The organism is Sphingomonas sp. MMS12-HWE2-04 (assembly GCF_044881185.1).
Classification (GTDB): Bacteria; Pseudomonadota; Alphaproteobacteria; order Sphingomonadales; family Sphingomonadaceae; genus Sphingomonas.
Window position 1 is genome coordinate 132,619 of sequence record NZ_CP173254.1, and the last position, 23,396, is coordinate 156,014.

Consider the following 23,396-nt stretch of genomic DNA (forward strand, 5'->3'; position numbering starts at 1 on the left):
TCCCGGCCGTCATGGGCGCGAAACCACGCGGACCGCCGTCGCGCGATGACTGTCGATGCGGAACACGAGCCGTTGCTGCACGCTGTCGATTACCATCCGACCGTCGCGCATCATGCCGTTGACGAGCGCTTCCTTGCCATTGTCGTCAATCGCATAGATTGCCGGTAGCGCACGATCGGCCGGCCATTCGATATAGGTGTGAACGCCATCGTCGTGCATGCCGCTGGGCCGCAGAGCTGCGTTTCCGGCGAGCTTGTAACGGCCCGAGGGCTCGACGTCCGCAGGCGCATTGCTCGCCGGCGGGTGATAACGGAAGCGAACCGCGTAGGCCATGTCGGGTTGTGGCCCCGCAAGCGGCACCAGCTCGAACGAATAGAGACGGACGTCGGTGGCCACGGTCATATTCGTCACGGCACCCGCTTGGAGCGGCTTTACGAACAGCCGATCCCCGCGCTTGTTCGCCGTTACCTGCCAAGTCGTCGTGTCGCCTACCGCGACCGTCTCGATCCGTTCGTCGGGCGCGAGTTCGACCATCAACTGATAGCCGAGCGCAGCCTGTAGCCGGACGACCTGGTCTGGCTCATATTCGATGGTCCGAAAATGCGTCTCAGCCGCGCCTTGGCCTGGCGCCGGCGGCAAGTCCTGCGGCAATTCCTGCTTGGCCGAGACGGGCGCCACTGACATGGCAAAAAACAGTGAAGCAGCCAACGCACGCTTCACTGCGCGACCTCGGACGCCGGCTGGCCGGTGGGCGTTGGTATTGGTCTGATGACTATCGGCGCGGGCGGCGGCGAGGCGGGCGCCGGCGTCGGTGCTGCGGACGGGGGAAGCGTTTCTGGGCTGCGTTGATAATGCGAGACCTGGAAGCCGAGCGGATTGATGAAGCGATCTTCGAGCCGCATCGGCTCACCAGAATAACGGTAGCGGATGACTACGACCCAGGAGCGGGGTTCTTGCGCTTGTGTAGCGGCATCGTGCCGAATTGTGTCGAAACGCACCATCGCAGAGCCCGCGCCAAGCGGCGATACACTCTTCACGCGCGTCTCGATAACCGTGCTTCGTGGAAGGCTCGTCAGCGGGCTATCGGGGTTAGAGGCCTGCATGCTGGCAACATAGGCGCTGCGCGCGCCGCCTTCGGACCAAAGTGCTACCTTGCGGTAGCTCGCTTGCACCGATACGCCATCGAAGCTTTCGCGCGCGATAACGTATTGAACGAGGAAGGACTGGGTGAGTGCGGCGTTTCCACTCACTTGCTGTGGTTCAAGCGGCTTGAGCGTTTGGACGAACCCGGTCTGCTTGTCGACGAGCAGCGTGTAGGGCACCACCGTCTTGAGCGGCGTGAGCATCAACAGCGCAAGCGCTTCGAAAAACGCGAGTCCGCACGCGACGCCTGCCACAATCCATGCGATCCGCCGCGACGCGCGGAGCGTGTCCTGTCGGTCCTCCGCCCAGCTGCCGGCCTCACGATAATAGGCGTCGAGTGCCTCGCGTGCCTTGTTCTTCATCCGTTGGGATCCTGTGGCCTGGCTTGCGCGGATAGACGAGCGCCGGCCCGCAGGTGCTGGGTTCGCGCCATAGGAGAGGTGGTGTTCATGCGACCTCCAGCAGGCGCGGCAGCCACTCGGCCGGATCGTCGCCGGTCTGCGCACGGATTTCATCGAGCAGACGGACGGTGCGTTCGCGGCCTGAAAGGATCGTCAGCAATTCGCGCTCGCCACTCAGGTTGAGCCGGGCGACGACGCTTTCGTTGCCGTGCTTGATCAAGAAGCAATGCGCGTCGTCGGGCAACGTCCGGACGAGCTCGAATTCATGCTCAGTCAGCCCGAAGCCACCGATATAATCTTCGGCACGAGCCTTGGGATTCGCCATGAAGATCTGAGTCGCCGCCTGCTCGATGATCGCGCTGGCGATCTTGCTCTCGAGTGCATCCTGCGCGCTCTGCGTCGCGAAACCGACAATGCCGTTCCTTTTGCGGATCGTCTTCTCCCAATCCTTGATCCGCCGGACGAAGACATCATCGTCCAGCGCCTTCCAGCCCTCGTCGACGACAACGATCGCCGGGGTGCCGTCCAGCCGATCCTCGACGCGGTGGAAGAGATACATCATCGCCGGCGTGCGCATCGCTGGATCGTCGAGGATCTGAGTCATGTCGAAGCCGACCGTGCGCGCTTCGAGGTCGGTTTCGTCGCGGGCATTGTCGAACAGCCAGGCGCGCTCACCGTCGCCCCACCAGGGTCTGAGCCGGGCCCACAGATCGGCGGCATGCGGGCGGTGTCCGCCGCGGAATAGTTCGGCGAGGTAGCGTAGCCGCCGCTGCTCGATCGGCTGGCCGAAATTGGCGTCGATCGCATCCTTGATCCGCGCGGTCTCCTCGATGTCAGCACCGCCGGCCAACAAGGCCACCCAGTCTATCAGGAACTGGCGATTGGCCGGCGTATCGCCGAGTTGGAGTGGGTTGAGCCCCGAGGGCGTGCCTGGCCGCAGCAGATCATAGCGTCCGCCGATCGCGCGCAAGAAGAGTTCGGCGCCGCGATCCTTATCGAAGAAAATGATCCGGGGCTCGAACTTGCGTGCCTGGGCCAGCAGGAAATTGAGCACCACCGTCTTGCCCGATCCCGAGGGGCCGATCGCGGTGAAGTTGCCAAGGTCACCGTGGTGGAAATTGAAATAATAGGGGCCGGCCGCAGTTGTCTCGAGCAGCGTCACCGCCGGCCCCCAATGGTTGTTCGCGGCGCTGCCCTGGGCGAGGTTGTGGCTGCTCGCAAAGCCGGCGAAATTGCCGGTAGAGACGAGCCCGCGCCGGGCTATATATTTGAAATTGGCAGGGAATTGCGCCCAGAACGCGGGCTCGAGTGCGATATCCTCACGCACCGCGATAATCCCCATGTCGGCGAGTGCAGCCTGGACTTCGGCAATGCCTTCGTCGACTTGTGCCGGGGTGTCGCCGCGCACTGCGATCGTCATGTGGTGCTCGCCGAAGCCGGCGCGGCCCGCTGCGACATCGTCCTTGGCGCTGCCGAGCTCAGCACGTAGACTCACGGCTTCGTCTTCGGCGGAGCGCATCCGTCGTAAAGCGAGATTCATCTTCGACAGCGCAGCTTGACGATCGACGAAGCCGAAGCTCTGCGAAATGGTGAGTTCGAAGGGGAGGCGAAGCAATTCGTCGAGCATGCCGGGCGCTGTCTGGCCGGGATAATCCTTGATCGAAATGACCCCGGTGAAGCTGCGCGGTGACGCCCCGGTGGCACCGAGTTCCACCGTTTCCTGCCCGAAGCTGACGCGGCGATAGGGAAGGTAGGCGCCCAGATCCTGCATCGGCAGCAGCACCGGACGCATCTCGCCGTTCAGCAACGTGGAAAGGAATTCGAGCGGCTCGGAACAGACCCCCTGAGCGGTCTGATAGGTGCCGAGCAGGCGCGGGCGATAACTTCCCAGCGCGGCGAGGATTGCGTCTCGCGCGGATTCGAGCTGGCGCAGTTCGTTCGCCGCAGTCGAGGTTGTGGACGCGCCGCGAAACTTGTCGAGCATGCCGACGCGACCCTGAAGCGGACGGCGCACAATCGTCAGGAAGATGTCATTGACGTAAAGCTTCTTGCGCGCGAGCCGTGCGCGCCATGCGGCATCGAGGCGGGCTGAGAAAGCGTCGGAAAAGTCGGCATCCAGTTCGGCTTCGATCTCGCGCCGGACGACGTGGTGGTACATTGCGAAACGCGAAGACCCGATCGACTGCAGCATCGCGTCGCGCAGCCGCTTGCGATAATTGATCTCCTCGGTGTCCGCAGTCTCGAACAAGAGACCACCCAGATGCAGGACTTGGAGCAACAGGCCGTCGCGCGTCTCGATCGTGTGATCGTCGACATGGCGCGCGTACGGCAAGTGCCGGCCCACAGGCGCCTCGCGCGCGACGACCTTAGGGTCGCGGGTCAGGGCCGGTAGGAGTTGCATCGCCAGATCGCGTGATTGCGCACTCGCGGGCAACGCCCGAGCCGTGTCAGCCAAAGGTCGAAGAAGCGCGGCTCGCGCAGGCAGAGCACCATGCCGGCGAAATGGATCACCAGCGAAGGAATCAGCACCCAGATTGATTTGAAGATCAGGAATAGCTCGGTCGCCACCACGGCGTTGGCGACGAAATAGCTATAGGTAACGCCTGCGAACATCTGCGGCCGGGTTAGCGCGACGAACAGCGGGTCGCGCTCCAGTCCACTCACGTCACTGGCCCAATTGCGCGGTCGACTGGATCCCGGCCACGATACTCGCCGCGCCGAAGAGGATGAAGCAGCCCAGCATCACCGTGGCGCCGTAGCGCCAGTTGATTCGTCCGGTCAGCATCAGGAAGCCGACCGAGGCCACGGCGATCACCGCCACGACAGTCGCGACGGTGCCAAGCAACGTCCCTTGGAGCCAGTGCACCGCGGAGACGAGCACGCCCGAACCGGCAGGATCGCTGAACGAGTCCTGCGCAAATGCAGACTGTGCAAGGGTCATGCCGGAAAGGGTCGCAACGCCACGCGATATCGATTTCAGCATGCTTGTACGCACGACCATTCCCCCTTGCGACTCTTGCGGTAAGTCATCCTTTGATGCGGCGGTTTTTGCAATAGCTACAATTAGTAGTTTGAACTTGGTGAGAATACTAAAAGCCCCAGTGGGCGCCCCCGCTTTACTCTTTCAATTCTCCATCTGGGCGGCTTGTCGGGACGTCGGCTGCACTAACGGGGGACCGAAGCGCCCGCATAGGGGTCGTAGTTCGAGGACGCAGTCGGCATCGGCAAAGCCACTGACGAAGGCGTCGGCGATGCGCGAGCGGGCGATGAAGGAGGCAGCATGCTGGACCCAATGCCGCGAATGCCCGCCGCCAACACCGGCGCGCCGAACAGTACGAAACAGCCAAGGATGACGATAGCGCCGCGCTGAACCTGCAGTCTACCGCGAAGCATCATCAACCCGACGACAGCAACCGCAATCACCGCGATGCTGGTCGCGAGCGAGCCCAGCGCCATGTGCTCGATCCACGCGACAGCGGCGAAGAGTGGCGAGGGGGTCACCGGGTCGGCGAGGTCGGAATAGACGATGCTCATGCGTAGCACCGCAAGCGCACGGACTGATGGCAGCGCTTCACGCCCTGACGTCCCGCTTGCTGGAGCTCGCCGAGACGCGGCTCTGCGAGCGGCGGCGGTACCCCTGGCCGAGCGGCGCCGTATTGGGTGGAGCCGTATCGCGGGCACGCTGCGAGGACTGAGCGAGCGTCCCCGTGGGCGTGCTCCGCTCCACTGCCGCGCGCCCCTCTCGCCGCTGGGCGACGGCCACCGCTTCGGCCACCGCCATGGCGCGGGAGGGTTCTCCGCCGGACACTGTCGTCCGGTTCTGGGTCGATGCCGTCGATGACGTGCGTTCGCTCGCCGCCCGTTGTTCGGCGAAGCGATGTAGCTGCGTCAGCGGCAAACGGAATGCCAGGGCTAGCCTGGCAGCCATCGCCAACGCGCCGAGCAGTATCAGCGCAAAGGCGAGCCCGACGACGAGCAATTCGGTAGCGCTGGCCGAGGTGGACAGGTTCATATAGCGTCGGTTGAGCAGATCGGTCAGCCAGGGCTCCAGCAACGCGAGTTCGACGCCTAGCGTCATCGTCACCGTCAGAGCGCCGATCGATGCCGCGACGAGCGCGCGCACCCAGCCTTCGAACAGGCTGCGGGTGCCCTCGAAAAGCAGGAAGGCGATGAACAGCGGCCCGATTGCCAGCAGCAGCCCGGCGACGAGCCGGACGGAGGCATAGGCGGCGATCGTCGCCGTCAGGAAGATCAGGCGCGCAGAACCCATCGAGGACGAACCGAATATGGTTGCGGGCTCATAATCATATTGGCTTTGCGATTGCGAAGCCGCCGGTGCCTGCTCGTTCCCCGGAGCCTGGGATGCGTTTGCCGGCGCGGCGGGGTTGCCGCTGATCCCTAGCCGGCTCAGTTCGGTCATTGCCCGATCGACTGCGCCGAGCCGCGAGATCATGCCGCCGGTCGCACCGGGTATGTCGGACGCGCCGCCGATCGAGCCCAGGATTTCAGCGGGCCCGTGGAGAACGATGTCGTAGATGGTTACGCGATAGGCGGCCCAACTCGTAGAGAGCGCGAGGACGAGGCCGATCCTGACGAAGGTCAGTACGCCCTCACGACCATCGGGAACATGGCCGAGCAGCATCCGGTAGCCGAGCAGGGCGATCAGGATCGTGAGTAACCCGGTCAGCAATGCCCCCACGGGGGATCCGCCGGCAGCAAGCGCCTGGTATCCCTGCATACCGATCGTCTGGGCCTGGCAGTCGGCAAACCGCAGCGCGCTCGCCAGAAAGTCGGTATCGGCGATTCCCGGGCAACTCATGCCTCGGGCCTCCGCTGCGAAGTTAGGCGGCGATCGACCGCAGTTGTCGGACTAGGAAAAGCAGACGCAATTGGCGGAGGTATCGAAGGCAGAGTCCCCTCGATCGTTAAAACGTGTTCCCGACTGGCCTTCCCATCCATGCTGGCGCCCCAAGATTCGCCGCATGATAGGATGGACGTCGCGGCCTTGCCATAGGCCCGCTTAACTCGGTGCAGGAAAACGTCGCACAATCTTTGCGAGATTGGGTGGAATCTTTGGCGACCCACAAAATGCGGCCGATCAGGGCGTTCGGCTGAAGTGTCGGCCCTTCGCCTTAGTCGCTGAAACCCTGCACCGGCGGCGTTCCGACCACGCCACCGCGCGGGGGCACGCCGACCGCCTTCGCCCATTCGGTCCACTTGCTGTCGAGCCGCGCCACCACCTCCGGATACATCGGGCGCACGTCCTGTGTCTCAGTACGGTCGTTCTCGAGATCGTACAGCGCCCAATGCAAGTCCGGCCGCTGCGCGCCGGGCGCCAGCGATACTAGCTTCCAGCGCCCGTCGATGATCGCACGCGCGCCATAATGTTCGAAATAGAATGGGCGTTTGGCAGGGATGGGCTTGCCCTGGAACACGCCGGCCAGCGAGATGCCGTCGATCGGCGCCTTGTCGGTCCGCGCCGTCACCCCGGCAATGTCGAGCAGCGTCGGTGTCACGTCGACGATATGCGCCGGCTCGCTGACCCGCGTGCCTGCGCGCCCCGCCATCGCCGCGGGCCAGCTCATCAGGAACGGCGCATGCGTTCCCCCCTGATAGCTTTCCGCCTTCCAATAGCGCCACGGCGTGTTCGCCGCACTCGCCCATTGCGCACCGATGCACGCCATCGTCTGATCGTCGCCGACCTCGTGCGCGGGATATTCGCCATAGGCGACCTTGCGGCCGTCGCGCGTCTCGCTCCAGCGGTCATAGCCGGCCTCGACCATGACTTCGGGCGAGGCGCCATTGTCGATGGTGAAGACGATCAGCGTGTCGTCATATTGGCCGCTGTCCTTGAGCGCCTGGACCAGCCGGCCAATGCCCTGATCCATCACTTCGATCATCGCGGCATGCGTCGCCATCTTGCGGACCTGCACCGCGCGCTGTTCGTCGGTCAGCCGCTCCCAGGCGATCGAGTCATTATGCTCATAGCGGCTCTCGACCGCATCGAGCCGGTCGACCGCAGGATCGACCAGCCCGAGCTTGACCTGGCGGGCATAGCGATCGCGGCGGATCTGGTTCCAGCCGCTGGCGAAGCGCGGGATATATTTCTCGATCAGCGCCGCGGGCGCCATCAGCGGCCAGTGCGCCGCGGTATAGGCGAGATACATCATGAACGGATCGCGCCCCTTGGCGAGCCGCTGCACTTCACGCACCGCATGATCGCTGATCGCATCGGTGAAGTAAAAGTCCTTGGGCACCGATCGCACCGGGGTGAAGTCGTCCACCAGACTGAACGGGTCGTGATAGTTCACCACGCCCCAGATGATCCCCCAATGATGCTGGAAGCCGCGTGCCGCCGGATAGGTGCGCCGATCGCCGAAATCGCGATCGAAATGGCCCTGATGATTGAGCCACTTCAGATGCTCTGCCTTGTCGGGGATCGGCTCGGCGGCAGTGAGATGCCATTTGCCGACCATCGTGGTGGCATAGCCCCCGCGGCGAAGTTCTTCCGCCACCGTGGGAACGTCCAGCGACAGGCTGGTGCCGTTGCCCGCCATGTTCACGCGGTGCGGATAACGACCGGTGAGCAGCGCCGCGCGCGACGGGCAGCAGCGCGACATGTTGTAGAAATTGGTGAAGCTCACCGAGCGCCCGACGAGCGCGTCGAGGTTCGGCGTATCGATCTCCCCGCCGAACGCGGCGATATCCGAATAGCCGATGTCGTCGCCCATGATGACGATCATGTTGGGGCGCTTGTCGCGGCGCCTGACCGACGCCAGCGGCAGATCGCCGACGAGGCTGGCGCTGGCCGGGCCGCCCATTGCGGCAAGCGAACCGAGCAGCGCCAGCTTCTGGAGGAAGCGCCGGCGCGTGCCGAGGACCCCGTTATTGGCTGGACGCATACTCGATCTCCCAAGGCATGGTGATGGGGGCGCGGGCCCGCCGCGCCCGGTCGTCAGATGCGGATGCGCACGCCGGCGGTATAGGTGGTATCGTCGTAGCGATATTCCTGACCGAAGGCGGGCTGGTTGTAATAGCCGCGATATTTGGCGCCGAGGATGTTGGTGCCGCCCAGGTCGAAGCGGATCCGATCGCTCATGTCCCAGCTCAGCCCGAAATCGAGCCGGCCCGAGGGGCGCACATAATTGAGCAGCAGCGGGTTGTAGGTCGCGTCGCTTGCCCGCGCCGGATCGACTTCGCGGATGCCGAGGGCTCCGGTTTCGTCGCTGTCATAATATTCCGAGCGATAGGTGTAGACGAGGCGCCCCGACAGGCCCGACTTCTCATAGAGCAGCCCGGCGTTGAAGTTATACTTCGAAACGCCCTGGAGCGGCAGGCCGGTAAGCCGATCGCTGCCCTTCACTTGCGTATCGGCATAAGTGAAGTTGCCCATCACCCCCAGCCCCGAGAACAGCCCGGGCAGGAAATCGAAAAAGGCCTGGCCGCTGACCTCGACGCCCTTCAATTCGGCCTGTCCGACATTGCGGGGGCGGCTGATCGAATAGTTGATCCCGTCGATCACTTCGTTGGCCGACGCGGTCACCACGCGATCGGTGATGTCGCGCTTGTAGCCCGCAACGGCGATGAAGCCGCGGCGGAAATAATATTCCAGGCTGACATCGTAGCTGTCCGATTTCTGCGGGCGCAGATCCGGGTTGCCCGCCGAACCGGCATTGAGGATGTTGGGGTTGGTCGAGAGCGAATAAGTGAGGCCCGGATTGAGCGAGGCGAAATCGGGCCGCCGGATCGTCTTCGAATAGCTGGTGCGCAGCTGGAGCCCGCCGCCGAACTGGAGCCGGGCGCTGGCATTGGGCAGCACATCGGTATCGCTGGTGTTCGCGGTGAGCGGACGAATTTCGGTGCGTGCGGGCTGACCGCCCACGGCGGGGATCGTCACCACGCTCGAGCCGCGGATCGAGCGCTCGGTGCGGGTCGGGCGGACGCCGACGACGCCATCCAGCGTGATCCCCGCCGCGATCGGCGTTTCGTAGCTTAGCTGGGCATAGCCGGCGAGCGTCTTCTCATTGGCATAAAAGGCGCGTTGCGGCTGATAGTCGGGATCCCCGGTCGGCAGCCCGTAGAGCGTTCGCAGGATATCGCGCCCCTCGTCCGATCGCAGGAAATCCGGATTGGGCACCAGCGCGCCTGCGCCACCGTTGAACGTCGGAACGCCCGGCATGCGATAGAGATAACCGGCCGGCAGTCCCGAGGCATCGACCTTGATCGCCGTGGCTTCGGTGCCCGATCCGATCACGCCACCCGGTGCGCTTTTGCTGACCACTGCCTGCTGGAGATCGCCGCCGCGGTCCGCATAGCGAAAGCCGCTCTGAAACTTGCTCAGCAACCCGCTGTCGATGTCGAAGCTGCCGTCGATCCTCGCCTGGAACAGATCGCCGACCGAGCGGCTGAAGGTCTGGTCCATACCTTCGCTGAGCACGACATTGGCCGAGGACAGGAAGGGATCGCCGGGCGTGGTGACGACGGCGCCGTCGCCATTGTTGGCGGTATATTCGAAGGTCGGGATGCGCTGGCCGACGACGGCGAGGATCGTCTCGGAAGTGTTGACCGAACGCTGATACGAGACTTCGGCCTTGGCGTGGACGATGTCGTCGTCATATTTGAAGCCGAACGCGCCGAGCCATGCATCGGTGCGGTTGTTATAGCTATAGGTCTTCTGCTCGCTGACCGCGTTCGAGATCGTGGCCGACTGGACCTGGCAGAGATCGCTGACCCGATAGGCCGGCAGCGTCGGCGGCGTGCCGCCGGGCAGCGGCGACTGGCCGCTGTCGAGCCGCGACCGCGCGGCGATGCAGTCGTCGGAAAGCTGGACGTTCGATATCGTCGTGCCGGGCAGGAAGAGCTGGGCGTTGGCCAGCGACCACTGGCTCTGCGAGCGATAGCCGGTGTAGAGCCCGTCGGCATAGACCTGGAGATGGTCCGAAGCCTGCCATTGCAGCGCGGCATTGGCCTGGGGCCGCTCGTACCAGCCATAGTCCGAATGGCTCTCGACGACATTGGGCAGCATCGCCCCGGCGAGGGTATAGGGGATGTTGGTGCCGGTCATCGCGCGGCGGACGCCCTCGCGAGTGCGCGGATGGTTATAGTGCGTCTTCGCCCAACTGACGTTGACCAGCGCGCCGATGTCGCCGATCCCGGTCTGCCAGGTGTCGGTGGCGAGGACACTCACCTGCGGATCGAACTTGTCGGATTTGAGCCCGTAATTGCCGCGCGCGTTGACGACGAGCGTGGGCTTCCTGAAGTTGAAGGGCTTGTTGAGCTGGAGGTCGATGATCCCGGCGATGCCGCCTTCGATGAGGTCCGACGTGTTCGATTTGATCACGTCGACGCGGGCCAACGCGTCGGCGGGCAGGTCCTGCATCGCGAAGGTGCGGCCGGTGGTGGTGATAATCTCGCGGCCATCGACCGTGGTCAGGATGTCGCCCAGACCACGGACGCGGACATTGCCGATCTCGTTCGACTGGGTGACCGACACCTGCACGCCGGGCACGCGCTGGAGCGCGGCAGCGGTAGTGGGATCGGGGAATTTGCCGATGTCTTCGGAAACGATCGAATCGACGACTTGCGCGGCGTTCTGCTTGATCTGCGCGGCGCGCTCCAGGCTCTGGCGGATGCCGCTGACGACGATGTCACCCTCATCGGCGGCTTGCCCCGTCGCGGCCTCGGCCCGCGCGGGAGCTTCTGAACCAACCGGTGCGGTTTGCGCCTGGGCGGTTCCCGCATAGGCGAGCGCCGACATTCCAAGCAAAATCTTGGATCGTACCATCATACATCCTCCCTCGACCGTCGTTGCGGTGAGCATATAATATGATTTATTGCGCAGATCATGTAAAGCCCCACTCGATTGGTAGGAGTTCCTATGCCCTGCGAGGGGCTCGGGTCGGCAAGCAAGTTTAGCTATCAACCAGCGAGTTTTTGGATGTGGGGCTGCCAGGACGGCACCAATTCGGCTCTCAAGCGGCGCGAATTCGGGTTCAGCAGAGCCATTTATGGGATGAAAGCAACGCAAATTGCGCGGAGCTTAGGGGATCAGTGCCGAAGTAGCCAAGGTTGGCGTCGACATGCGCCGCCTGGGTCATGCCCACGGCAACGGTCGAGACGGCGAGCGACGACTGCGCAAATTGCAGTGCGAGCGCCGCCGTCGCGACCCCCGGTATTCCGCGCGCGATCCGCTCGACGCGCTGGTGCGTCTCGTGGCGGTATGCATCGAAGAAATAGCTGCGGCGCCAGTCTTCGCGCGGCAGCGTTCGCGTCCAGTCGGGCGATCGTGCCGCCAGCGCGCCATAATGAAGCGGCGATCGTGCGATGACGCCGACATCGTGCTTTTGGCAGAGCGGCAGCAGCGCCACCGCGGCCGACGGGTCGAAAAGATTGACCATCACTTCGACGCAGTCGATCGCGCCGCTCGCCACTGCGGAGAGGCCGGCATCGGCGTCGTGATCGAACAGCGCGATGCCGAAGCCGGCGATCTTTCCCTCGTCGCGCAAGCGTTGGAGGGTTTCGCGCCAATCGCCTTCCTCGAGCCATTCGGGGCACCAGTCGGGAAGCAGCAATACGCCGAGCCGCTCGACACGCAGCGCCGTCAGCAGCGCTTCGGCCTGGGCGCGGATATGGTGGCCGGGATACGCCTGGTGCGCCAGCACATGCGGCGAAGGCAGATCGAACGGGATCAGCGAGTCGACACGCGCGAGCACATGGATCTCGCGGTGCCCGGCATCGCGGAGCAGCGCCGCCGCCGCGCCGTCCCCGGCGCGCATTTCGACGGCGTCGATCCCGCGATCGAACGCGCGCGCGATCGCTGCGCGCGCTTGCTGGGGATCGACCTGCGCCAGCGTCGCGGTGCCGAGCGTGCATTCGGAGAGTGTCAGGCCGGTGCGGCCGAGCCGCCGCCTGCGCATCAGGCCCGATCCGCGGTAACGGTGATGACGATCTGCAGCCCCGGCGCGCGGCGATTGTCCCAGGACGCGCGGTGATACGTGCCGGGCTGCTGTGGCGTGGCGACCCTGTGGATGCTCGCGGCGCCCGGCGTGACTTCATATTCGAGCGCGCGATCGCGCACGAACGGGAAGTCGCCGGCGCGCATCGCCGCGAGCTGCTGCGGCCGGTGTGCCCAAAGCGTCTCGGGATCGGCGCCGGTGCGCAGGACCTGGGCGTCGAGCCGTCCGAGCAGCGGATGCTCGCGGCGCATATAGGCGCGGTGGAGGGCGAGATCGATATTGCCTGGGGGCGTCACGCGCATCCCCGATCGCCGGCCGATCGGCCAGAGCAGCCGGAACGCGCGCGCCTCGCCGACGCGGTCGAGGTGCCAGACGGTGTCGCCCGGCGCGAAATAGGTGCGGATCGCGATCGCCGCGCGGCCGCCGGCCAGCGCCTCTGCGAAACCCGCGAGCTGCGCGATATCCTCCGCCAGCGCGGCGCGATCGCGCAGATAGGCGCCGGGGCCGAACAGCTGGTCGGATACCATCGCCAGCGCCGCATCGGGCGCGAGCCGGTTGAAATCGAGCCGGAACCCCTGGCGGCCGAGCAGCGCCGCCACGAAGGCGCGATAGGGCAGGGCGTCGAGCGGCGGCCGCGGGATTTCGATCGCCCCGCATGCCGACCGGTCGAGCGCGGCGCGCGCCGGCTGCGCGCCGTCCGCCGATGCGACGCGCGGCAGTGCCCCGGTCATCGATCGGGCCTCAGCTTGCGGGTGTCACGCATCGCACATCGGCAAGACCTCTTGGCGACGATAGCTGGAGCGGGCCGGTTTCGCCAACCCGCTCCGGCAATCGCGTTGCCCGCTGTGCCGTTACTTGCCGAACTGGATGCGGACGCCGCCCATGATGCGGCGGCCGCCATAGATGGTGCGCATGATACGCGGCGTGCCGTCGGCGAACCGGACATAGCTGCCGGTCGACAGCGTCTGCGCCTCGCGGCGCATGTTGCGGCCCTCGACATAGATCTGCGCGTTCTTGGTGACGTTGTACGAGATCTTGGCGTCGATGAAGTCGCTCGAATTGGCGAAGCGCGGCACGCCCGGATTATAGCCCGGCGCGACCAGGCGGACATTGGTCCATTGCTCTCCGGGATAGTTGATGTCGGTGGTGTTCTGGCCGCAGGGCGTGATGCACAGGAAGCGCGACGTGCGATACTGGTAGGAGACGCGCATGTTGAGCTTGCCGTCGTCATACCAGAGCGAGGCATTGGCATAATATTTGGATTCGTCGGGCGGCAGCATCACGTCGCCGGTGAGCGGGTCCTGCTGACCGCTGGTCACCGCCGAGCTGAGCACCGAGAGATTGGCGTCGACGCCGGTATATTTGAGCGGGCCGGGCAGGAAGGTATAGGCGGTCTTGACGTTGAACTCCCAGATGTCGCGCTTGTAGCCCGGGCCGTTTGCGTATGTCGGTACCAGAAAGGTGACATCGGCGAGCGGACCGCCGCTGATCGGATCGACCTCGGTGCTGCCGACGAACGGCTTTTCGAGCACGGTGACGTTGATCGGCTTGCCGATCTGCACGTCGAGCTTGCCATAGGCGACCGAGAACAGCGTGTCGGCATTGGGATACCATTCGAGGCTGGCATTGTAGCTCCACGCGGTGAACGGCTTGAGCCCGGGATTGCCGACGCGGCCGGAGCAGTCGAAGCTGTCGTCGCTGCCGGTGTCGAGCACGTCGCGCTCGTCGACCGTGCAGGTGCCGCCGGGGACGATATTGTCGATGCTCGGGCGCGCCACCGTCTTGCCGCCATAGAGGCGGAAGACGAGCTGGTCGTGGAAGCCCCACAGATTGAGGTTGACGCTGGGCAGCCAGTCGGTGGTGCTGCGCTTGAAGGTTACCGGGCGCGAATAGGTCTGAGTGATGAAGCCGCCGGCATTGTTCGGATCGGCCGGATTGTAGGCAGGAGTCACCCGGATCGCGCCGATCGTCTGAAGCCCCGATGCCTGGGTGCTGGTGAAGACGCCGCGCACGCCGGCATTGCCGTTGAACACCAGCCCCCAGGGCAGGCGCTGCTCGAAATCGAACATGCCGTAGACGTTCTTGATCGTCTCGTTGGCGCGCGTGACCGGCTGGTCGTACATCTTGCCGTCGCTGCCCATGCAGGTCTTGAGGCAATCGAAGTTCATGAACTCCTTAGCACCGAGCGCATCGAACAGCTTGTCGGTGCGGATACCCTGCCAGGCGTCGGGCAGGTTGCCGCGATTGGGCAGATCGCCGAAATATTGCGAGGTCGGCGACTCGAGCGTGCCCGCGAACAGATCGCGCAGCGCCTCGGGCGTCAGCGTATCGACGCCCGAGCGCACATTCGCCGGGTTGACGCTCGGCACATAGCCATAGTTGCACGACAGGCCGCCGGGCGCGGACGAGCCCGCGGTCGGCAGGCAGGCGCGATAGGAGCCGCGGACGATCGCGGTGGGCACGACCACCGCGGGCACATAGCCGGGCTGGCCGAATGTGCCGGTGGCAGGCGCGGTCGTGTACCCGCCATTGCCCCATTTGCTGATCTTGTTGTTGCGATACATCGCGCCGACTTTGACCCGCGAGATGAACGGCAGGAACTCGTCGGTCTTGTAGGCAAGGTCGAACTTGGCGATCTTTTCCGAGGATTCGCCCAGCGACGGGGTGTACTGGACCTGGAAGCCCGGCGTCGTCAGCGGCATCTGCGAGACGAGATAGGCCGGGGTTGCCGGCCCGGTCGGGCTGGCGGCCACGGCATTCTGACCGGTGCAGGTGGCGGGGTTGGTGCCGCCCGAAACGCAGGCCGGCGGGTTGAGCTGGACGAAGTTCGCCGGATTGGTCTCGTCATAGGTCGACGGCAGCGCGACGTCCCACAGGCCGTTGGGCTGGAGCGACAGCGTCGCGTCGCCATAGGCATAGGAGCGCTGGGTACGCATGTCGGCGCGGCTGGTGCTCGCCTTGGTATAGCCGCCCCACAGATCGATCTCGAGCCGGTCGCCGCGATATTCGGCGCCGAGCTGGGCATATTTGGTCTTGGTATCGATCGTGTTCTCGATCTGGTCGATCGTCACCGAATTGTTGGTCAGCGTCATCTCGGTCACGTTGTGGTTGGCATCGACCTGGATACTGTCCGGACGCACGTTGAGCACATTACCCAGCGTTACGTTGTTGGCGACATTGTTGCGGCCATATACCGGATCGTAGAGATAATAGCCCGCCGGCGCGTTGGGCGAGACCGTGCGGACGCGCGGATAGCCGGTCGTCGTGTCGACGAAGGTTCCTGCGAGATTCTGGTTGAACAGCGAAACCGGGTTGCGGCTGCGGTTCTGGTCGTGGACCTTGCGATTGGCGATCGTGCCCTTGGCAAAGAGCGTCAGATTGTCGGTCAGGCGATAATCAACACGCGCGTCGAAGGCATAGCGCGTGTCGGTCTGCTCGTTCATGAAGTTGCGGATCAGCGACGGCGTGTAGTCGTTCCACTGATTGAGGCAGGTCTGTTGTTCGAGGATGCGCTGCGCCCGCTGTGTCGTGCTTCCGGCGGGATTGTCGGGAAAGATCTGGAGGCACTGCGCCTTGCTCTGGGCGCCGGCTGAAAGCGTGACCAGCTCGCGCGGCGTCAGCGTCGTTCCGTCTGGCGCGATGCTGTTGGCAAAGGCCACATCGGCGGCATCGGTGCCTACCGTCGCAGGATTGAACGCGAAGGTCTTCTCGGGAGAATTATCGAAGTCGAACAGGCGGGAATAGCCGCGATTGTTGCTCGTCGTCGTCTCGAAGCCATGGCCGTTATTCTGCAGCTTCGAATAGGAGCCGCTGACGATCACGCCGACCCTGTCGTTGAACAGCCGCGTGGCGGCAACGCCGTTGAAATCGGGCGTCCAATCCTTGCCGAGCGAGTTCTGGCCGGCGCCGGCGCGCAGCGAGAGATAGGGCTTTTTGAAGTCGAGGCCGGTGCGCGTCTTGATCTGGACGGTGCCGCCCAGCGAACCCTCGGTCATATCGGCGGTCGAGCCCTTGACCACGTCGACGCTCTTGACCAGCTCGGCCGGAAGCTCGCGAAGATCGGCGCTGCGGCCCTGGCCGGAGGCGATGGCCAGGCCATTGGTGCTCTGCACGCCGATGCCGTCGAGCTCGACGCGGGTAAGGTCCGCGCCGTTGCCGCGCACGGCGATGCCGTCGCCCTCGCCGAACTCGTTGCGATTCAGCGCCACGCCGGCGATGCGCGAGATCGCTTCGTTGACGTTGCGATCGGGGAAGGAACCGATGTCGTCGGCGACGATCGAATCGGTCGCCGTCTTGGCGTCCTTCTTGCGGATGTTGGAGGATTGCTGGCTGGCGCGCGAGCCGACGACGATGATGGCATCGTCGATTTCCTGGCCCGGAGCGACTTGGGTATCCGCGGGAACTGCCTGGCCGCCGGCATCGGGAGCGGTCTGCGCCATCGCTTGCCCGCCGCAGACGAGCATCAGCCCCAGCACCGTGTACGAGGCAGTCGCGCCCATGCGTCGGCGCACGTTGATTCGAGTAGCCATAATCCCCTCTCCACCTGATTTCAGGCGCATCTCCGAAAGGGGGTGGTTGCTGTTATCCCCTCCTTCGGGCGCACCATTTTTGAGCTGCCCGGTGCCGTCTCAAAATATGAGACGACAACTCATCTTTTAGAATTACCACGTTCTGGGTCAGTTGCAAGACCTTGTCTGACTAGGTCGTGTACCCATAAATGACCGCTTCCGGCGTGAGGGCAGCAATGTCCGAGATGGGTGGGAGGCCGGCGTTCAGCGATAGCGTGGCCGTCTCGCGCGCCCCTGCCTGCAAGGAGGGGGAGCGGACGGCCGCAAGTGGGGCGAAAGCCGCCAGTCCGCTTTTGGATCGGCCGCCGCACCGCTGAACGGCCGAGATGGGTGGGAAGCGGACCTTCTTAGCCCTCTCCCGCTTTCGCGGGAGAGGGAGGGGCCCGCCGCCAAGGGCGGTGGGAGGGTGAGGGTCTTCTTCTACCAGGCGTTCAGCGCCTTCGCTTGGTAGAAGAAGACCCTCACCCAACCCTCTCCCGCGAAAGCGGGAGAGGGCTAGAATGCCAATGTCCTCTAGTGGGGGGTACTGCCAATCCGCTTTTTATGAGTCTACGGCCTAATTTCTTGCGCTGTGTTTCGCGGTGGAGCGGCGCCGCTGGGCGGCTGGTGTAGCGGCGGCGTTTGACAGCGGCCACGCGCTCCCCGAAACCGCCGCCATGAAGCGAATCCTGCTTGCCATTATCGCCGTCGCGCTGCTTGCCGCGGTGGCCGCCTATTTCCTGCTTAGCCGCAGCGCGGGCATCCCAGTCTACGGCACCCGCATCGTCGCGACGCTGCCGCACGATCCCCAGGCTTTTACCGAGGGGCTCTTCTTCCAGAACGGCGCGCTCTACGAGAGCACCGGCGAGATCGGCAGCTCGAGCGTGCGCAAGGTGCGGCCGGAGACCGGCGCGATCGAGCAGTCGGTCGACCTGGCGTCGCCCTATTTCGGCGAGGGGATCATCGGCTGGAAGGACCGGATCTACCAGCTGACCTGGCAGAACAAGACCGGCTTTACGTATGGCCTGTCCGACTTCGCGCTGCGCGATACCTTTGCCTATGAAGGCGAGGGCTGGGGGCTCACCCAGAACGGCAAGAACATCATTATGAGCGACGGCACGTCGACGCTGCGCTTCCTCGATCCCGAGACGATGAAGCCGGTTTCGATGCTCAAGGTCACGGCCAATGGCTGCCCGGTGGACAAGCTCAACGAGCTTGAGTGGGTAGACGGAATGATCCTCGCCAATATCTGGCAGACCAACCTGATCGCCCGGATCGATCCGGCGAGCGGCAAGGTGGCGAGCTTCCTCGACGTTGGCGCGCTTGGCCCCAAGAACCGCGACATCGACGACGTGCCCAACGGCATCGCCTATGACGGCACGGCCAAGCGGCTGTTCGTCACCGGCAAGCGCTGGCCGCAGCTCTATCAGGTCGAGCAGGGCGACAAGGTCGACTCCGAAGCGGCGAAGACCCTGGAGCGCTGCGCGAACTGACTTCCAATCCCTTCCGCCGGCGTTCCGGGCTTGTTCGGGGACGAACCCGGGAGGCCGGTGGCGGGAGGCTTTTGCCTATCCCTCGCGACTCCGCTGTATGGTGGCTTTGGCGGTACTTGCCCTCGGGTTAGCGACGAAGTCGATCGACAACTGCGGATCCTGGCCTGAAAGCCGTCGTCGGCGCTCATCCACCAGAATGTTGGCGAGCGCGGTCGGATACGCACAGCGGATTTCAACTGGGGCTCTGGTCTAGAGGCTTCTGCTTATGTTGAGGACGAACCGACTCTTCGAACTGATCGCCATCCTGCGAGCCCGGCGCAGCCCCGTCACGGCCTTCACTCTGTCTAGCGAACTCGGCGTCTCTCAGCGGAGCATATATCGGGACATCGAAACGTTACGCACGCTCGGCGCGTCGATCGAGGGCGAAGCAGGTATCGGCTATTGCCTGCGGGAAGGCTTTTTCCTGCCGCAGTTTGCCTTCTCTCCCGATGAGCTTGCTGCGCTCGCCCTCGGTCTGGGTTGGGTGCAACAGCGCGCTGATCCGGCCCTGGCGAAATCGAGCGAGAGCGCCTTGGCCAAGATATTGGCCGCCAGAAGCAGCGGGCACTCGATCGAGGGCGCGCCGGTGCTCGCACCGGCGGCCTCGGTGTCCGAGCGGGTGGACCCGCCCCAGGTCGCCGCGCTGCGCGATGCCATTCGCCGGCAGCGCAAGGTCGAGATCCGCTACGAGGACGCCCAGGGCGCGGCGTCAGATCGTGTCATCTGGCCGATCGCGATCGTCTATTTTGACGATGTACGCATCCTGGCAGCCTGGTGCGAACGGAGATCTGCCTTCCGTCATTTCCGTGTCGATCGCCTGCAAGTCACCACAGTCTCGGAGGAACGCTATCCTGGTCGCCGCCAGGCGATCATCGCGCGCTGGCAAGAACAGGACCGCGATTGGCGCACGCTCCTGACAGTTTCTGACACGCCGACCGATTATGAGGTGGAGCGAGCGCTGAAGCGACTTGCTGAACCGAAGGAAAATTGAATGGTTGCGTTTTCTCCTGCCGCCCTGGACGCGTTTCTCGCCGAGCAGGACGACACTCCCGTGGTGATGCTGAACCTCATTCGGTTTCAGCCCGATGGTGGCCGTGATCGTTACCTGGAATATCTGGGCATCGCCAAGCCGATCCTGGCCCGGTTCGGTGCGAGCATTCTATTCGGCGGCGACGGTCTGGCCGTCCTCACCGAAGGGCAGGCTGAAGGATATGACGCCGTAGTGCTCGTTCAATATCCAACCCGCTCCGCCTTCAGGGAGATGGTGGCCAGTCCGGAATATCAGATCGCGTTCAAGGTGGGTGTCTCGGCAATCGCAGATATCATGTTGCAGCCGCTGAAGCATATCGACGGCCTGGTCTGATCCGAGGCGCTGGAAACGCATTTGCTGCTGCGGCCACGCCAGCGCTCGATGACCGCCCTCCCGCGCTCAGAGCGTCAACCGGTCTATCAGCCGCATAGATACGGCCTTTCCTACCCACTCCAACGCGCTTGCCGGGAAGGGAAATGGACGGGCGCCATGGGGCGCTTGCCGCCCTCTCCCGCACGCGGGAGAGGGTAAAACGTCCACCCAGGGGCGCTTGCCGCCGGTCCGCTTCTATCAGTCTGCGCCCTTGCCGATCACGCGCACCAGGCTCGCCGCATCCTGGCCGGTGGGGAGCTTGCCCGAAGCCGTGAGCCGCTGGGCGCCCTCGTCCCAGCGCAGCACCGCGGTCTTGCCGGCGCCCTTGCGATAGGCGTTGGTGACGCCGTCATCGTCGAACAGCGTGAAGCTCGCGTCGCGGCCCGGATAGACGCGGATCGACTCGAGCGGCTGGCGGACGCTGGTGTTGGGCACCTGCGCGCCCATCGGCACGATCGAGCCGGCACGCACGAACAACGGGATGCGATCGATCGGCGCGTCGGCGGTGACCCACTGGCCGCCGGCATGCTTCTCGTTCGTCCAATAGTCGTACCAATCGGCGCCCTGGGGCAGATAGACCTTGCGGCTGGTGACGCCCTGCTCGGTCACCGGCGCGACGAGGAAGGCGGGGCCGAACATATATTCGTCGCCCATATCGGCGACGTTGGGATCGTTCGGGAAGTCCATGAACAGCCCGCGCATGAACGGCGCGTTGGTGCGATAGGTCTGGTAGCCGAGCGCATAGAGATAGGGGATCAGCGCGTAGCGAAGCCGCAGGAACTTGGCGAGCACGGGCTCTGCCGCGGTGCCATATTCCCAGATCGCGGTCGCCGGGCGCTGGCCATGGATGCGCAGCGTCGGGGTGAAGGTGTTGTACGCGAACCAGCGCGTGAACAGCTCGGGATAATCCTTGTAATCCGGGCCCATCGCAGTCGCGCCGGCGGGATCGAGCAGCACCGGGCGCTCGGCCTTGGGGCCGCTGGGCCACTGCCAGCCGCCGGTGTCGCTGCTCCAATAGGCATGGCCGGAGGCCGTGAAGTTGAGCCCGGTCGAGACCTGGCGGCGCAGCGCCTCCCAGGTCGCCTTGATGTCCGACGACCAGAAGATCGCGCCGCTATGCTGCGTGCCGAGATAGGCGGCGCGGGCGAGGATCAGGTTGCGGAAATCGGGCCGGTCCTTGGCCGAGCCTTCGGCGGCGACGGCGGTGTGCACCAGCGGGAAGACGTTATGATAGCGATCGCCCGAGCCGATCGAATAGAAATTGCCGTCGGGGACGAGATCCGGCTCGGTCTCGTCGAGCCATAGCCAGTCGAAGCCCTGGTTGAGGATATTGTCGCGGATCGTGCCCCAGAACCATTTGCGCGCTTCGGGGTTGGTGCTGTCGAGCAGCGCGCCGGCGCGGTCGGAGCGGACCGGGAGGCCGTCGGCGACCTTGCCGTCGCCATCCTTGAGCAGCCAGTCCTTGGTGCGCAGGAAATCGAAATAGCGCGATTCACGCTCGAAGCGCGGCCACACGCTGATGACGGTGTGCATCCCCTGATCGTGGAGCTGCTTGTTCATTGCGGCAGGATCGGGGAAGTAGTTCCGATCGATGTCGATCTGGCCCATCCGGGTCCAGTAGAACCAGTCGAGCACCATCACGTCGAGCGGATAGCCGCGGCTGCGATAGCCTTCGGCGATGCCGAGCAGTTCCTTCTGGCTCTCGTAGCGCGCCTTGCTCTGGATGAGCCCGAACGCCGCCTTGGGGGGCAGCGGGGTGTCGCCGGTGAGCTTGGCGTAGCCGGCCATGATCTCGTCGGTGGTCTTCCCCTGGATCAGGAAGAACGAGACGCGCTCGCCGACCTGCGACTGCCAATGGGTGCTGCCGTGCAGGCCCGGTGAGATCGTGGTGGTGGCGGGGTTGTCCCACACCACGGCATAGCCCTTGTTGGTGAGCAGGACGGGGATGCAGACCGTCTCGCCGGCGGGGGCGTCGTAATTGTGGCGGCAGTCGATCGTGCGGCCCTTGAGATCGAGCTTGCCCTCCTGGTTCTGGCCGAGGCCGTAATAATGCTCGTCGCCGGGTGCTGCGAAGCTGGCTCCGACCTTGAAGGTCTTTTCGCCATTGACCGTCTGCGGCGCCATTTCCCAGCCGTTCATCTCGGCGATGGTCTCGCCGCCGGGCGTGCGGAAGGCGATCGAGACGGGCGGGAGCGACGGCGCAAAATAGCGCTCCATCTGGCTCGGTGCCTTGGGCCAGGGCTGGGCATTAACCGTCACCGCCAGCGCCGACGAAGTGAACACGTCGCCTGAGGCATCGGCATGGTGCGCCCAGCCGCTGGTGTCCGGTTTGGCCGAAACGCCATAGCCCGGCGCGGAATCGGACAGCGCCCGATCGAGCGAGATCGTCACCCGCACGACGTTGGCCGCATAGGGCTCGACCGCGACGACCGCACCGTGGCGATCGAGCGAGGCCATCGGCTGTGCGACGGCCGGCAAGGCAAGCAGCGAAGCGCCGGCGATCAGCAGCGCGCGCAGCGAATGCTTGGTGACGATAGTCATGGTCGAGGTCCCTCCTGATTCTGTTCTAAGGCTTAATCGGCTTCGACGGGCTGGCGCTGCTCGCCGAGCTTGTCGATGCCCAGCCGGATCACGTCGCCGGCCTTGAGATAGACCGGCGGCTTCTGCCCCATCCCGACGCCGGGCGGCGTACCCGTGGAGATCACATCGCCGGGATGCAGCGTCATGAACTGGCTGAGATAGCTGACCAGGAAGGCCGGCTTGTAGACCATCGTCGAACTCGACCCGTCCTGATAACGATGGCCGTTGACTTCGAGCCACATGCCGAGCGCAGTGGCATCGCCGACTTCGTCCGCCGTCACCAGCCAGGGGCCGAGGGGGCCGAACGTGTCGCAGCCCTTGCCCTTGTCCCAGGTGCCGTGGCGTTCGAGCTGATATTCGCGCTCGGACACGTCGTTGATCACGCAATAGCCGGCGATCGCCGCCTCGGCTTCGGCTTCGTCGGCATATTTGACCGCGGTGCCGATCACCACGCCGAGTTCGACTTCCCAATCGGTCTTGGTCGATCCGCGCGGGATGCGGACGGTATCGTTGGGGCCGACGATCGCGCTGGTCGCCTTGGTGAACAGCACCGGCTCGGGCGGCACGGTCATCCCGCTCTCGGCTGCATGGTCCGAATAGTTGAGGCCGATGCAGAGGAACTTGCCGACCTGGCCGACGCAGGCGCCGATCCGCGGATCGCCTTCGACCAGCGGCAGCGTCTCGGGATCGATCGCGGCGAGCGCGGCGAGGTTGGCCGGGCTCAGCGCGGCGCCGGTGATGTCGGGAACGATTGCCGAGAGGTCACGGATACGGCCCTGGGTGTCGAGCAGGCCGGGGCGTTCGGAACCGGTGGGGCCGTAGCGAAGGAGCTTCAT

Annotated in this window: 17 protein-coding genes; 3 read left to right on the forward strand and 14 right to left on the reverse strand. The window is 64.7% G+C overall.

The features are described 5' to 3' along the window. Window positions 1-9: 9 nt before the first annotated feature. From AB2M62_RS00630 to AB2M62_RS00685, 12 genes are all read right to left on the reverse strand, one after another. On the reverse strand, window positions 10-684 hold the full coding sequence (locus tag AB2M62_RS00630; protein ID WP_404336919.1) for a TrbG/VirB9 family P-type conjugative transfer protein: 675 nt from the start codon (window positions 682-684) through the stop codon (window positions 10-12). A gap of 32 nt (window positions 685-716) precedes the next feature. Then, a complete protein-coding gene (locus tag AB2M62_RS00635) occupies window positions 717-1,505 on the reverse strand; it encodes a virB8 family protein (protein WP_404336921.1) in 789 nt (262 codons plus the stop codon). Window positions 1,506-1,590: 85 nt separating this feature from the next. Further along, on the reverse strand, window positions 1,591-3,945 hold the full coding sequence (locus tag AB2M62_RS00640; protein WP_404336923.1) for a VirB4 family type IV secretion/conjugal transfer ATPase: 2,355 nt from the start codon (window positions 3,943-3,945) through the stop codon (window positions 1,591-1,593). Further along, window positions 3,924-4,208 (reverse strand): type IV secretion system protein VirB3, encoded by a 285-nt coding sequence (locus AB2M62_RS00645; RefSeq protein WP_404336925.1) that lies wholly within the window; start codon window positions 4,206-4,208, stop codon window positions 3,924-3,926. Before AB2M62_RS00645 ends, AB2M62_RS00640 begins: the two co-directional genes overlap by 22 nt. A 1-nt stretch (window position 4,209) precedes the next feature. Further along, the gene (locus tag AB2M62_RS00650; protein ID WP_404336927.1) at window positions 4,210-4,527 is read right to left on the reverse strand and encodes a TrbC/VirB2 family protein; all 318 of its coding nucleotides are present in this window, start codon (window positions 4,525-4,527) and stop codon (window positions 4,210-4,212) included. A gap of 182 nt (window positions 4,528-4,709) precedes the next feature. After that, complete coding sequence (locus tag AB2M62_RS00655) at window positions 4,710-5,078, reverse strand: TrbC/VirB2 family protein (RefSeq protein ID WP_404336929.1); 369 nt, start codon at window positions 5,076-5,078, stop codon at window positions 4,710-4,712. A 37-nt stretch (window positions 5,079-5,115) separates the two neighbouring features. After that, window positions 5,116-6,363, reverse strand: coding sequence for a type IV secretion system protein (locus AB2M62_RS00660; RefSeq protein ID WP_404336930.1), 1,248 nt, complete (start codon window positions 6,361-6,363; stop codon window positions 5,116-5,118). 313 nt (window positions 6,364-6,676) lie between these two features. Next, window positions 6,677-8,446, reverse strand: coding sequence for an arylsulfatase (locus AB2M62_RS00665; RefSeq protein WP_404336932.1), 1,770 nt, complete (start codon window positions 8,444-8,446; stop codon window positions 6,677-6,679). A gap of 53 nt (window positions 8,447-8,499) precedes the next feature. Further along, window positions 8,500-11,331 carry a TonB-dependent receptor gene (locus AB2M62_RS00670; protein WP_404336933.1) on the reverse strand — a complete coding sequence of 944 codons (2,832 nt, stop codon included), beginning with the start codon at window positions 11,329-11,331 and terminating at the stop codon, window positions 8,500-8,502. 205 nt (window positions 11,332-11,536) lie between these two features. Further along, window positions 11,537-12,460, reverse strand: coding sequence for an aldo/keto reductase (locus AB2M62_RS00675; protein ID WP_404336935.1), 924 nt, complete (start codon window positions 12,458-12,460; stop codon window positions 11,537-11,539). Beyond that, window positions 12,460-13,230, reverse strand: a complete 771-nt coding sequence (locus AB2M62_RS00680; RefSeq protein WP_404336937.1) for a hypothetical protein — start codon at window positions 13,228-13,230, stop codon at window positions 12,460-12,462. The genes AB2M62_RS00675 and AB2M62_RS00680 overlap by 1 nt, the downstream gene beginning before the upstream one ends. 120 nt (window positions 13,231-13,350) lie before the next feature. Next, a complete protein-coding gene (locus AB2M62_RS00685) occupies window positions 13,351-17,028 on the reverse strand; it encodes a TonB-dependent receptor (RefSeq protein ID WP_404336939.1) in 3,678 nt (1,225 codons plus the stop codon). Between the two features lie 695 nt (window positions 17,029-17,723). Here AB2M62_RS00685 and AB2M62_RS00690 point away from each other — a divergent pair. The 3 genes from AB2M62_RS00690 to AB2M62_RS00700 all read left to right on the forward strand — a co-directional run bounded on the left by AB2M62_RS00690 (window position 17,724) and on the right by AB2M62_RS00700 (window position 19,941). Beyond that, a complete protein-coding gene (locus AB2M62_RS00690) occupies window positions 17,724-18,539 on the forward strand; it encodes a glutaminyl-peptide cyclotransferase (protein ID WP_404336941.1) in 816 nt (271 codons plus the stop codon). Between the two features lie 265 nt (window positions 18,540-18,804). Further along, on the forward strand, window positions 18,805-19,569 hold the full coding sequence (locus AB2M62_RS00695; RefSeq protein ID WP_404336943.1) for a helix-turn-helix transcriptional regulator: 765 nt from the start codon (window positions 18,805-18,807) through the stop codon (window positions 19,567-19,569). Then, window positions 19,570-19,941 carry a DUF1330 domain-containing protein gene (locus AB2M62_RS00700; protein ID WP_404336945.1) on the forward strand — a complete coding sequence of 124 codons (372 nt, stop codon included), beginning with the start codon at window positions 19,570-19,572 and terminating at the stop codon, window positions 19,939-19,941. Window positions 19,942-20,178: 237 nt separating this feature from the next. Here AB2M62_RS00700 and AB2M62_RS00705 read toward each other — a convergent pair whose 3' ends face one another. Further along, window positions 20,179-22,521, reverse strand: coding sequence for a TIM-barrel domain-containing protein (locus AB2M62_RS00705; RefSeq protein WP_404336947.1), 2,343 nt, complete (start codon window positions 22,519-22,521; stop codon window positions 20,179-20,181). Between the two features lie 32 nt (window positions 22,522-22,553). Beyond that, the gene (locus AB2M62_RS00710; RefSeq protein WP_404336949.1) at window positions 22,554-23,396 is read right to left on the reverse strand and encodes a fumarylacetoacetate hydrolase family protein; all 843 of its coding nucleotides are present in this window, start codon (window positions 23,394-23,396) and stop codon (window positions 22,554-22,556) included.

Excerpts from the sequence above, each read along its gene's own strand:
- AB2M62_RS00655 (WP_404336929.1), bottom strand. The coding sequence starts at position 5,078 with ATGAGCATCGTCTATTCCGACCTCGCCGACCCGGTGACCCCCTCGCCA.
- AB2M62_RS00640 (WP_404336923.1), bottom strand. The coding sequence starts at position 3,945 with ATGCAACTCCTACCGGCCCTGACCCGCGACCCTAAGGTCGTCGCGCGC.
- AB2M62_RS00665 (WP_404336932.1), bottom strand. The coding sequence starts at position 8,446 with ATGCGTCCAGCCAATAACGGGGTCCTCGGCACGCGCCGGCGCTTCCTC.
- AB2M62_RS00675 (WP_404336935.1), bottom strand. The coding sequence starts at position 12,460 with ATGCGCAGGCGGCGGCTCGGCCGCACCGGCCTGACACTCTCCGAATGC.
- AB2M62_RS00680 (WP_404336937.1), bottom strand. The coding sequence starts at position 13,230 with ATGACCGGGGCACTGCCGCGCGTCGCATCGGCGGACGGCGCGCAGCCG.
- AB2M62_RS00660 (WP_404336930.1), bottom strand. The coding sequence starts at position 6,363 with ATGAGTTGCCCGGGAATCGCCGATACCGACTTTCTGGCGAGCGCGCTG.
- AB2M62_RS00630 (WP_404336919.1), bottom strand. The coding sequence starts at position 684 with ATGTCAGTGGCGCCCGTCTCGGCCAAGCAGGAATTGCCGCAGGACTTG.
- AB2M62_RS00685 (WP_404336939.1), bottom strand. The coding sequence starts at position 17,028 with ATGGCTACTCGAATCAACGTGCGCCGACGCATGGGCGCGACTGCCTCG.
- AB2M62_RS00650 (WP_404336927.1), bottom strand. The coding sequence starts at position 4,527 with ATGCTGAAATCGATATCGCGTGGCGTTGCGACCCTTTCCGGCATGACC.
- AB2M62_RS00635 (WP_404336921.1), bottom strand. The coding sequence starts at position 1,505 with ATGAAGAACAAGGCACGCGAGGCACTCGACGCCTATTATCGTGAGGCC.
- AB2M62_RS00700 (WP_404336945.1), top strand. The coding sequence starts at position 19,570 with ATGGTTGCGTTTTCTCCTGCCGCCCTGGACGCGTTTCTCGCCGAGCAG.
- AB2M62_RS00710 (WP_404336949.1), bottom strand. The coding sequence starts at position 23,396 with ATGAAGCTCCTTCGCTACGGCCCCACCGGTTCCGAACGCCCCGGCCTG.
- AB2M62_RS00695 (WP_404336943.1), top strand. The coding sequence starts at position 18,805 with ATGTTGAGGACGAACCGACTCTTCGAACTGATCGCCATCCTGCGAGCC.
- AB2M62_RS00670 (WP_404336933.1), bottom strand. The coding sequence starts at position 11,331 with ATGATGGTACGATCCAAGATTTTGCTTGGAATGTCGGCGCTCGCCTAT.
- AB2M62_RS00690 (WP_404336941.1), top strand. The coding sequence starts at position 17,724 with ATGAAGCGAATCCTGCTTGCCATTATCGCCGTCGCGCTGCTTGCCGCG.
- AB2M62_RS00705 (WP_404336947.1), bottom strand. The coding sequence starts at position 22,521 with ATGACTATCGTCACCAAGCATTCGCTGCGCGCGCTGCTGATCGCCGGC.